The sequence below is a fragment of the Pantoea sp. CTOTU46764 genome (assembly GCF_031974595.1).
Taxonomy (GTDB): Bacteria; Pseudomonadota; Gammaproteobacteria; order Enterobacterales; family Enterobacteriaceae; genus Pantoea; species Pantoea trifolii.
In genome coordinates this window covers 20261-27187 of the sequence record NZ_DALYOQ010000070.1, presented here as the reverse complement: position 1 = coordinate 27187, position 6927 = coordinate 20261, and the positions used below count along the sequence as shown (strand labels likewise).

Genomic DNA, 6927 nt, shown 5'->3' with positions numbered 1-6927 from the left:
ACGCGCGGGCGATCGCCAGGGTTTCTGCATCGGCGATGCCGCGATAATCACGCGGGCGGAAATGCATCTGAAACGCTGCAATCAGCTTGCGCTGCATCTGCGGCGTGGTTGCCGCCGCGACGTCGTAGCCATAGCGCTGCAGCGCATCCAGCAATTCTGCCTGATCCACGCCCTCATCCGCGGCGCGCCCGTTAAGATAACGCTGCACCGTTGCCTGCTCAGGCCACGCGCCTAAACCCTGCTCAGCCAGTTGCTGCCACGGAAACAGCGGACCGGGATCCTGCTTACGCTGCGGCGCGATATCGCTGTGTCCGACCACATTTTCCGGCGCGATGCCGTAGCGCTGGGTGATGTCCTCCACCAGCGCCATCAGCGCGCTGATTTGCTGCGGCGTAAAAGGCTGCCACTGCAAACCCGTCAAAGTGCGGCGATAACCGCTGTTGACGATTTCAATGCCAATCGAAGTGTCATTGATGCGCGTTGCGCCGCGCCAAAAACTCGGGCCCGCATGCCACGCGAGCTGGCTTTCCGGCACCAGCTGCCACACCACGCCCTTGCCGTTTTTCTGCGGCGGATGCTGCGGAATCAGGTAATGCGCGCTAACGTCCCGATCGGTCAGCGTTGCCAGCGAACTGGAGAAATCCTCGGCGGTGTAGTGAATCACCACCACTTTAATGCGCGGTCGCGCGCCCTGCGCCGGATGCGCGGTATCGACCCAATAACCGTGACGCGCTTCAATTGATGACTGACAAGCGCTCAGTAACAGCGCCATCGCCAACAGAACCACCACGCGCATTAGCGAATGATCACGGCGGTGCCGGTGACGCTCACCATCAACATGCTGCCCTCTTTGCCGACAGTTTCGTAGTCGATATCGATGCCCACCACCGCGTTGGCGCCGAGCGCTTTCGCCTGCTCCTCCAGCTCGCTGAAGGCGATTTGACGCGCTTTACGTAACTCTTTTTCGTAGGCGCCAGAACGGCCACCGACGATATCGCGGATGCCGGCGAAGAAATCGCGGAAAATATTGGCGCCGAGAATCGCTTCGCCGGCGACCACGCCGCAATATTCACTGATGCTGTGTCCTTCCAGCGTGGGCGTTGTAGAAAATTTCATGGTATTCTCCTTTTCTGAATCAGCTCGTAGCGCTTAAAAGCAAGGCTATACTCTATGCTAAAAATGGCGCTTTGCCAGTGAACAATAAGGAAATCGAGATGAGAAACAATGCCTTTGCGCTGCTTATTCCTGCAGCGTTGCTGCTGAGTGCGTGTACCACCGTTGAGCCGGTCATTAAGGATAATGGCCCGCGCACCGCGGCCTGTGTTGAAGGCGGTCCGGATAGCGTGGCGCAAAAGTTCTACGATTTACGCGTCAGCCAGCCGACACAAGGTTTGCCAGACAGCAACACGCTGGCGAAATATCGCCCTTACCTGAGCGATCGTCTCTATCAAAAATTGCTTACCGCCAACGGCCAAAACCCGAAACCGGCGGCCTGGAGCCAAGGCGATCTCTTCTCCAGCCTGGCGCAAGGCCCAACTTCGGCGGAGGTTGCCAGCGCATCCACCATTCCTAATCGCGATGCGCGCAATATCCCGCTGCGCGTTGAGCTGAGCCGCGATAACAAAACCTGGAAAGATGAAGTGCTGATGATCCATGAAGGCACTTGCTGGGTGGTTGATGATGTGCGTTATGTCGGCCAGGTGCCCCACGCTGGCGGCGGTTCACTGACGCAACTGCTGGAAGCGAAAAAGTAACCGTTCACTTTTCCCGCAGTTAACACCATTGATTAGCGCGCCGCATCCTTGCGGCGCTTTTTGTTGATATTTTGTGAACTAAATAGCGCGCGCCAGCCCTCATCCACCTTGAGTTGCGCGATATTGTGCTACGCTTTGAAGGTTTCACGGCTCTTAAATAAATATTAACCCACCACAATTGCATAACTATTCTGGTGACGTTAAAATCCGCGACACTAATTACTATTCATTTTTAGCGCATGAGTATTCAACTAAACGCCATAAACTGTTTTTACGGTGCCCATCAGGCACTGTTCGATATCAACCTGGCTTGTCCGCAGGGTGAAACGCTGGTGTTGCTCGGCCCGAGTGGCGCGGGTAAAAGTTCGCTCCTGCGCGTCCTCAACTTGCTGGAGCAACCGCGTTCCGGCAGCCTGCAGATTGCCGGCAACCAGTTTGATTTCACCAAAGCCCCTTCCGACAGCGCGATTCGCGAGCTGCGGCAGAACGTGGGCATGGTATTCCAGCAATACAATCTGTGGCCGCACCTAAGCGTGGTGCAAAACCTGATTGAAGCGCCGTGCCGCGTGCTCGGTCTCAGCAAAGACGCCGCGCGTGCGCGTGCTGAAAAGCTGCTGGATCGCCTGCGCCTGACGCCGTACGCCGATCGCTTTCCGCTGCATCTTTCCGGTGGACAGCAGCAGCGCGTCGCGATTGCCCGTGCGCTGATGATGGAGCCGCAGGTGCTGCTGTTTGATGAACCGACCGCCGCGCTCGACCCTGAAATCACCGCCCAGATCGTCAGCATTATTCGTGAGCTGGCACAGACCAACATCACACAAGTGATCGTCACGCACGAAGTGGAAGTGGCGCGTAAAACCGCCAGCCGCGTGGTGTATATGGAAAACGGTCACATTGTTGAGCAAGGCGATGCCAGCCACTTTACACAGCCGCAAACCGACGCGTTTGCTAATTATCTTTCGCATTAAGTCAGGATGCTTCTAATGAAAAAAGTTGTAATTGCTGCCCTCCTTGCTGGCCTGAGCCTCAGCGCTTCAGCGGCACAGACACTGCGTTTTGCTACCGAGGCTTCTTATCCTCCGTTTGAATTCGTCGACTCTGATAACAAAATTCAGGGCTTTGATGTCGATCTGGCTAACGCGCTGTGTAAAGAGATGGATGCGACCTGCACCTTCACTAATCAGGCGTTCGACAGCCTTATCCCCAGCCTGAAGTTCCGCCGTTTTGACGCGGTGATGGCAGGCATGGACATCACGCCAGATCGTGAGAAGCAAGTGCTGTTCTCCAAGCCCTACTACGACAACTCTGCCATTTTCATTGCGCAGAAAGGCAAAATGGCTGATGTGGCCGCGCTGAAAGGCAAACGTGTTGGCGTGCAGAACGGCACCACGCATCAAAAATACCTCTCTGACAAACACAGCGACATCACCGTTGTGCCTTACGACAGCTACCAAAATGCAGTGCTGGATCTGAAAAACGGTCGCATCGACGCCGTGTTCGGTGACACTGCGGTGGTGAACGAGTGGCTGAAGCAGAACGCCAACCTCGCGCCGCTGGGTGAGAAAGTGACGGATAAAGATTACTTCGGTACCGGTTTAGGTATTGCCGTGCGTCAGGGCAACAGCGAGCTGCAGGGCAAGTTCAATGCGGCGCTGGAGAAGATAAAAGCTGACGGCACCTACAAAACCATCTACAGCAAATGGTTCCAGCAGTAATTTCTGATGAATGAAATGATTCCACTCGCAAGCGCCGCCGGTATGACCGTCGGCCTTGCCGTTTGTGCACTGATCGCCGGCCTTGTGCTGGCGATGATTTTTGCTGGCTGGGAATCGGTACGCTGGAAACCGCTGGCGTGGATCGGTACCGCGCTGGTCACGCTGATTCGCGGGCTGCCGGAAATTCTGGTGGTGCTGTTTATCTATTTCGGCGCTTCTCAGCTGCTGCTGACGCTCTCCGATGGCTTCCACATCAATCTCGGCCTGTTCAACATTCCGGTGCAGGTGCAGATTGAAAACTTCGACGTCAGTCCTTTCCTGTGTGGTGTGATTGCGCTGGCGATGCTCTATTCCGCCTATGCGTCACAAACCCTGCGCGGCGCGCTGAAAGCGGTGCCGGTCGGCCAATGGGAATCGGGCCAGGCGCTGGGTATGAAAAAGTCGGCGATTTTTCTGCGCCTGATCATGCCGCAGATGTGGCGTCACGCGCTGCCCGGTTTGGGTAACCAATGGCTGGTTTTGCTGAAGGATACCGCGTTGGTATCGCTGATCAGTGTCAACGACCTGATGCTGCAAACCAAAAGCATTGCCACGCGCACGCAAGAGCCGTTTACCTGGTATCTGGTGGCGGCGGCGATCTATCTGATTATCACGCTGTTCAGTCAGTTCGTGCTGCGCCGCATTGAATTGCGCACCACGCGTTTTGAGCGAGGGGCTTAAGCATGCTGGATTACTTACCCGAGCTGCTGAAAGGGTTACACACCAGCTTGACGCTGACCGTGGCTTCGCTGTTTGCGGCTTTGGTGCTCTCGGTACTCTGCACCATCGTGCTGGCGCTCAAAGTGCCGGTGCTGAATTGGCTGGTGAAAGGCTATATCACTTTGTTCACTGGCACGCCGCTGCTGGTGCAAATCTTCCTAATCTATTACGGTCCCGGCCAGTTCCCCAGCATCCAGAACATTCCGTGGTTGTGGCATCTGCTGTCGCAGCCGTGGTTGTGCGCGCTGCTGGCGCTGTCACTCAACAGTGCGGCTTACACCACCCAGCTGTTTTACGGTGCGGTGCGTGCCATTCCATCTGGTCAATGGCAATCCTGCGCGGCACTCGGCATGAACCGCAAAGATACGCTGCGCATTCTGTTGCCGTACGCCTTCAAGCGCGCCCTGTCTTCCTACTCCAATGAAGTGGTGCTGGTATTCAAAAGTACCTCGCTGGCTTACACCATTACGCTGATGGAAGTGATGGGCCACGGGCAGCTGTTGTATGGCCGTACTTACGATATTTCGGTGTACGCGGCCGCGGGCCTGATCTATCTGGTGGTTAACGGCTTGCTAACATTGATGATGCGCTTGGTTGAGAAGCGTGCGCTGGCATTTGAGCGCCGCAACTAATGTCACCACAACAGGCGCCTGAAACGGCGCCTGTTTCCATTTAAATTAATAAGCAAAAATATTGCATATAAATTCATTAACTGGCATCGTGTAACCCGTTCCGTATCTGGCATGGTTTACAGGAGTTACATAATGAAAAAATGGATCGTTGCTGCTGCGCTGGCAACTCTGGCAATGAATGCTTATGCGGCGGAAAAAATCCGTTTCGCCTCTTCCGCAACTTATCCCCCGTTCGAATCCCTTGATCACGACAACCAAATCGTTGGCTTCGATATCGATCTGGCAAAAGCACTGTGTCAGCAGATGAAAGCGGATTGCACTTTCACCAACAACGCCTTCGATAGCCTGATTCCGTCGCTGAAATTCCGTCGCTACGACGCGGTCATTTCCGGCATGGATATCACCGCCGATCGCAGCAAGCAGGTCGATTTCACCCAGCCTTACTATGCTAACTCGGCGATTGTGATTGCGCATAAAGGCCAGTTCACCGACTTCAGCCAGCTGAAAGGCAAACGTGTTGGCGTTGAGAACGGCACCACGCATCAGAAATACCTGCTGGAGAAACATCCGGAGGTGATTGCGGTGGCGTATGACAGCTATCAGAACGCGATTCTCGATCTGAAAAACGGTCGGCTGAACGGCGTGTTTGGTGATACGGCGGTGGTGAATCAGTGGCTGAAGGCCAATGACGATCTCAGCGCGGTCGGCGAGCACATCACCGATACCGACTTCTTTGGCACCGGTTTAGGCATTGCCGTACGCAAAGGCAATGAGCCGCTGCTCAACGAGCTGAACAGCGCGTTAGTGGCGTTGAAAGCCAACGGCACCTGGCAGCAAATCAATCAGAAGTGGTTCCCGGAATAAGCATTATGGGATAGCGTGGCGGGCGCCAGACAGGTTCTGCACGTCCTCCGTTCCGGTGAACGCTACGCTGTTCCGCCCTTCTTGCTTAACAAACACAGCACTTCAAAATGCACGGTATGCGGGAACATGTCGAACAGCTGCACGCGGCTCACGTCATACTCCGCCAGACGCGCAATATCCTGCGCCATGCTGGTGGGATTGCAGCTGGAATAGAGAATGTAATCGGGTGCCATCTCACTGAGATAAGCACACAACTCCGCGCCGATACCGCGACGCGGCGGATTCACCAGCACCAGCTGCGGCACCGCTTCCCGCGACGTGGCGAACTGCGTGGAATCCAGCGCGGCAAAACTCACTTTTTCTAATCCAAGCTGCTGCGCCGACTGCTGCGCACAGGCGATGGCTTCAGCATTGATTTCGATGCCGGTCAGCTGCATCTCCGGCGTGGCGCAGTGCAGGCCAAATCCCCCAACGCCACAAAACAGATCCCACATGCTGCTAACCGGCAACTGCGCGACCCAATCGCGCGCGGTGGCGTAGAGATCGGCAGCAACCTGTGGATTGGTCTGGAAGAAGCTTTGCGGACGAATATAGAGCGGGACCTGATTAAAGCGCTCCGCCAGCGCCTGATCCGGCGTCAGCGCAATCTCTTCATCACCTTCAAGAATCGCCATATGCACCGGCTGAATATTGGCGGAGATCACCTTCAGCTGCGGCAGCTGCTGTTGCAGACACGGCAAGGCATCGCGCAGCTGCTGCAGCTTACTGGTGGAACGCAACACAAAACGGAGCATCATGCCGCCCTGCGTACTCTCCGTCAGCAACAGGAACTTCAGCTCACCGCGTTTGCGCGCCACGTTATACGGCGTTAAACCGGCGCGGGCGATAAAGGGTTTGAGTAGCGTGAACACCGCGCTGAAGCTGTCGGGATAGAGCGGACAAGCGCAGAGATCGACCGGATCACCGTCGCGCGCCACCATGCCAAAAATCGGCCGCTCCACGCTGCCGCTCACCACCATTTTGGCTTTATTACGAAACCCTTGCTGCGCGGATTGCACCGGCGGCAGCCATTCGCCTACCGGCCTCTCAGCCAGCAGTTGTTCCAGCAGCGACTGCTTGTCGTTGAGCTGTTGCGGATAGGGTTTTTCCAGCCACTGGCACGAACGACAGCGACCGGCATCATAAAGCGCGCAATGCATGCAA

9 protein-coding genes are annotated in these 6927 nt (G+C 55.8%); 6 read left to right on the top strand and 3 right to left on the bottom strand.

Going from position 1 to position 6927, the window contains the following annotated elements:
• Together RTM06_RS18740 and RTM06_RS18735 are read right to left on the bottom strand one after the other, a co-directional pair.
• On the bottom strand, positions 1–796 hold a 796-nt coding region (locus RTM06_RS18740), incomplete at its 3' end, for an N-acetylmuramoyl-L-alanine amidase (protein WP_312184207.1).
• Positions 796–1116: a heavy metal-binding domain-containing protein gene (locus tag RTM06_RS18735; RefSeq protein ID WP_256696073.1), complete on the bottom strand. Its 321-nt coding sequence runs from the start codon at positions 1114–1116 to the stop codon at positions 796–798. The genes RTM06_RS18740 and RTM06_RS18735, both read right to left, overlap by 1 nt.
• Positions 1117–1214: 98 nt before the next feature.
• Between RTM06_RS18735 and RTM06_RS18730 the strand changes: the two genes are divergently transcribed.
• From RTM06_RS18730 to artJ (RTM06_RS18705), 6 genes are all read left to right on the top strand, one after another.
• Entirely contained in the window at positions 1215–1754 is a 540-nt protein-coding gene (locus RTM06_RS18730; protein WP_312184205.1) for a lipoprotein, read from the top strand.
• A gap of 239 nt (positions 1755–1993) precedes the next feature.
• On the top strand, positions 1994–2722 hold the full coding sequence (artP, locus tag RTM06_RS18725; RefSeq protein ID WP_008102444.1) for an arginine ABC transporter ATP-binding protein ArtP: 729 nt from the start codon (positions 1994–1996) through the stop codon (positions 2720–2722).
• Between the two features lie 15 nt (positions 2723–2737).
• Positions 2738–3469: an arginine ABC transporter substrate-binding protein gene (gene artJ / locus RTM06_RS18720; RefSeq protein WP_008102446.1), complete on the top strand. Its 732-nt coding sequence runs from the start codon at positions 2738–2740 to the stop codon at positions 3467–3469.
• A 6-nt stretch (positions 3470–3475) separates the two neighbouring features.
• A complete protein-coding gene (gene artQ / locus RTM06_RS18715; protein ID WP_061717169.1) occupies positions 3476–4189 on the top strand; it encodes an arginine ABC transporter permease ArtQ in 714 nt (237 codons plus the stop codon).
• Between the two features lie 2 nt (positions 4190–4191).
• Complete coding sequence (gene artM / locus RTM06_RS18710) at positions 4192–4860, top strand: arginine ABC transporter permease ArtM (RefSeq protein WP_256696070.1); 669 nt, start codon at positions 4192–4194, stop codon at positions 4858–4860.
• Positions 4861–4992: 132 nt separating this feature from the next.
• Positions 4993–5724 (top strand): arginine ABC transporter substrate-binding protein, encoded by a 732-nt coding sequence (artJ, locus tag RTM06_RS18705; RefSeq protein WP_097094391.1) that lies wholly within the window; start codon positions 4993–4995, stop codon positions 5722–5724.
• Positions 5725–5786: 62 nt separating this feature from the next.
• Here the strand turns inward: artJ (RTM06_RS18705) and rlmC are convergent, their stop codons facing one another.
• Positions 5787–6923, bottom strand: coding sequence for a 23S rRNA (uracil(747)-C(5))-methyltransferase RlmC (gene rlmC / locus RTM06_RS18700; RefSeq protein ID WP_312184196.1), 1137 nt, complete (start codon positions 6921–6923; stop codon positions 5787–5789).
• Positions 6924–6927 lie beyond the last annotated feature (4 nt).